4 protein-coding genes are annotated in these 1,047 nt (G+C 38.9%); 1 reads left to right on the forward strand and 3 read right to left on the reverse strand.

Going from position 1 to position 1,047, the window contains the following annotated elements; all coding sequences use genetic code 11:
- The coding region (locus G6Q00_RS08175) for a zinc ribbon domain-containing protein (protein ID WP_163532748.1) at positions 1-126 on the forward strand (126 nt) is incomplete at its 5' end.
- 19 nt (positions 127-145) lie between these two features.
- On the opposite strand, the gene G6Q00_RS08180 is transcribed toward G6Q00_RS08175, so the two are convergent.
- The 3 genes from G6Q00_RS08180 to G6Q00_RS08190 all read right to left on the reverse strand — a co-directional run.
- Entirely contained in the window at positions 146-415 is a 270-nt protein-coding gene (locus G6Q00_RS08180) for a hypothetical protein (protein WP_163532749.1), read from the reverse strand.
- Positions 415-570, reverse strand: coding sequence for a hypothetical protein (locus tag G6Q00_RS08185; RefSeq protein WP_163532750.1), 156 nt, complete (start codon positions 568-570; stop codon positions 415-417). The genes G6Q00_RS08180 and G6Q00_RS08185 overlap by 1 nt, the downstream gene beginning before the upstream one ends.
- A 50-nt stretch (positions 571-620) precedes the next feature.
- Positions 621-1,047: RNA-guided endonuclease InsQ/TnpB family protein (locus G6Q00_RS08190; protein ID WP_163532751.1), on the reverse strand; the 427-nt coding region annotated here is incomplete at its 5' end.

Here is a 1,047-nt window from a genome sequence, read left to right on the forward strand (position 1 = left end):
CTAAAGGATAGGGTATTTAATTGCCACTCTTGTGGCTTTTCTTTGGATAGAGATTTAAACGCAAGTATTAATATTCATAGAGTTGGGGCATCAACTCTTAGAGTAGAGGCTGTAAGACCCGCCTAGCTGGCAAGCCTTGATGATCCTAGAATCCCCTAGCTTTAGCTATGGGGAGTATGTCAATTGTATTTTGTAAGAAGTCTTTAGCCTTTTGCGCTCCTTCTTGTGCAACTTCTTTTACTGCCTCTTGCCCTTGATCTATAAAGTCTTTAACCGCGTCTTTGTTTTGATCTACAAATTCCTTAGCCTTGCTAGCGCCCTCTTTGGCTACTTGCTCAACTCCTTCTTGTGTGCTCTCATTGGCTACACCTTTAAGTTGCTTAGCAAAATCTGTTATTTGGTTGATTAATCCCATTAACTCACCTCATAGGCTTTAGTATTTTGTGTAGGCATTTCTATAATGCCTTTTTTTAATAACTCCTCTTTAGCCATTAACTCTCTAACATGGCTAACAAACTCCCAATCTTTTAGGTATTGGTGTTCTAGTCGCATGCTTTGATCTTTTGACATACTCCCCATAGCTAAAGCTAGGGGATTCTGGGATCATCAAGGTTTGCCCGCTAGGCGGGTCTTACAGCCTCTACTCCAAGAGTTGATGCCCCAACTCTATGAATATTAATACTTGCGTTTAAATCTCTATCCAAAGAAAAGCCACAAGAGTGGCAATTAAATACCCTATCCTTTAGGCTTAAATCCTCTTTGAGTGCCCCACAATTAGAACAAGTCTTAGAGCTTGGATAAAATCTATCAATCTTATGCACCTGTGTTTTTCTCTCTAGGATAGATATAAACTCACTAAAAGCTAGATCGCTAATCTTTCTACCCCACAACCTTTGCATCGCTTTCATATTCAAATCCTCAATGAAAACATGGGTGTATTGTTTGGCTAAATAGTTAGCTAGTTTATAGAAAAAGTCCGTTCTTAAAAACTTAATTTTTCTGTGTAGCTTAGCTAGTTTGATTCTAGCTTTAAGGCGGTTATGGCTA

It is taken from the genome of Helicobacter suis (assembly GCF_902196125.1).
Taxonomy (GTDB): Bacteria; Campylobacterota; Campylobacteria; order Campylobacterales; family Helicobacteraceae; genus Helicobacter; species Helicobacter suis_B.